At 44.4% G+C, this 2,063-nt stretch carries 2 protein-coding genes and 1 pseudogene; all 3 read left to right on the forward strand.

Going from position 1 to position 2,063, the window contains the following annotated elements; all coding sequences use genetic code 11:
* Positions 1 to 62: 62 nt before the first annotated feature.
* Positions 63 to 794 (forward strand): ABC transporter ATP-binding protein, encoded by a 732-nt coding sequence (locus tag GMD4S_RS08280; protein ID WP_000889939.1) that lies wholly within the window; start codon positions 63 to 65, stop codon positions 792 to 794.
* Positions 791 to 1,840 carry an ABC transporter permease gene (locus GMD4S_RS08285; protein WP_000653805.1) on the forward strand — a complete coding sequence of 350 codons (1,050 nt, stop codon included), beginning with the start codon at positions 791 to 793 and terminating at the stop codon, positions 1,838 to 1,840. The genes GMD4S_RS08280 and GMD4S_RS08285 overlap by 4 nt, the downstream gene beginning before the upstream one ends.
* A 47-nt stretch (positions 1,841 to 1,887) precedes the next feature.
* Positions 1,888 to 2,063 (forward strand): annotated as a pseudogene (locus tag GMD4S_RS08290) (cell cycle regulator CcrZ); the annotation flags it as partial.

Raw genomic sequence — 2,063 nt, forward strand, 5'->3', positions numbered from 1 at the left:
CCACCTCTACTGTATTGAATTTTGATATAATATAGCTACATTATACCAGATTCGGAGAAAATATGTTAGAAATTAAAAACCTGACAGGAGGCTATGTCCATGTTCCTGTCTTGAAAGATGTGTCCTTTACAGTTGAAAGTGGGCAGTTGGTCGGTTTGATTGGTCTCAACGGTGCTGGGAAATCAACGACAATCAATGAGATTATTGGACTGTTGACACCTTACAGTGGGGAAATTAAGATTAACGGTCTCACCCTGCGAGAAGATGCGACCAGCTATCGCAAACAGATTGGCTACATCCCAGAAACGCCTAGCTTGTATGAGGAATTGACCCTCAGAGAGCATATCGAGACGGTTGCCATGGCCTATGGTATTGAGCAAAAAGTGGCTTTTGATCGTGTGGAACCTTTATTAAAAATGTTTCGTTTGGACCAAAAATTAGACTGGTTTCCTGTGCATTTCTCCAAAGGGATGAAGCAGAAGGTCATGATTATCTGTGCCTTTGTCGTGGATCCTAGCCTCTTTATCGTCGATGAGCCTTTTCTTGGTCTCGATCCCTTGGCGATTGCCGACTTGATTCAGCTTTTGGAAGTAGAAAAGCAAAAAGGCAAGTCTATTCTCATGAGTACCCATGTGCTGGACTCGGCGGAAAGGATGTGTGACGCCTTTGTCATCCTCCACAAGGGAGAGGTGAGGGCTCAGGGGAACCTCCAGCAACTCCGCGAGGCTTTTGATATGCCCGAGGCTAGCTTGAATGATATTTACTTGGCTCTAACCAAAGAGGAGGACCTATGAAAGACTTGTTTTTAAGGAGAAAGCAGGCTTTTCGTAAGGAGTGTGTCGGTTATCTGCGTTATGTTCTCAATGACCACTTTGTCTTATTCCTGCTGGTTCTCATCGGTTTTTTAGCCTACCAGTACAGTCAACTCCTGCAACATTTTCCTGAAAACCACTGGCCTATCCTCTTGTTTTTGGGGATTGTATCTGCCTTGCTTTTGGCTTGGGGAGGAATCGCGACCTACATGGAAGGACCTGACAAGCTCTTTCTCTTAGTCAGTGAAGAGGAAGTTAAGTCTCACCTCAAAGGGCAGACGATGCGCTCACTGGTCTTTTGGCTTTTTGTCCAGACCCTTTTCTTGCTTTTATTTGCGCCCTTATTTTTAGCCATGGGTTATGGCTTGCCAGTCTTTCTCATCTATGTGCTTTTGTTGGGAGCTGGGAAATATCTCCTCTTTCGCCAAAAATCCAGTAAATTTTTTACAGAGACTGGGCTTGACTGGGACTATGTCGTTTCCCAAGAAAGCAAGCGCAAGCAAGTCTTGCTTCGTTTCTTTGCTCTCTTTACTCAGGTCAAGGGCGTTTCAAATAGTGTCAAACGTCGCGCTTATCTGGATTTTATCCTTAAAGCAGTTCAGAAGGTACCTGGGAAAATTTGGCAAAATCTCTATCTTCGTTCTTACTTGCGAAATGGAGACCTCTTTGCCCTCAGTTTGCGCCTCTTGCTCCTATCCTTGTTAGCTGTGATCTTTATCGAGCAAGCTTGGATCGCGACGGCAGTGGTGGTTCTATTTAACTATCTCCTGCTCTTTCAGTTACTGGCCCTCTATCATGCCTTTGACTACCAGTACTTGACTCAGCTCTTTCCACTAGAAAAAGGGGAGAAAGAGAAGGGATTGAAACAGATTGTGCTTGGTGTGGGAAGTGCAGTTCTTTTGCTGGAATTGCTGGTCGGAGCAGTGGTTTTTCAAGAAAAAATAGCCTTGTTGGCTCTTGTAGGGGCTAGTCTCTTCCTACAATTGTTTTATTTGCCTTACCAACTAAAAAGATTGGTTGACGAATAGACCAAAAACTAGTAGAATAGTAAGGAAACTTTATACGGAGGAAAGAAATGGACTTGGGTGATAATGAGCTAACGCTGACCCCTATCCCTGGGAAGAGTGGCAAAGCTTATATGGGAAGCTACCCTGATGGGAAGCGCGTCTTTGTAAAAATGAACACCTCTCCAATCCTACCTGGCCTAGCCAGAGAACAAATCGCTCCTCAATTACTATGGACTCGTCGTTT

This window comes from Streptococcus sp. GMD4S, from assembly GCF_000296955.1.

Excerpts from the sequence above, each read along its gene's own strand:
- GMD4S_RS08280 (WP_000889939.1), top strand. The coding sequence starts at position 63 with ATGTTAGAAATTAAAAACCTGACAGGAGGCTATGTCCATGTTCCTGTC.
- GMD4S_RS08285 (WP_000653805.1), top strand. The coding sequence starts at position 791 with ATGAAAGACTTGTTTTTAAGGAGAAAGCAGGCTTTTCGTAAGGAGTGT.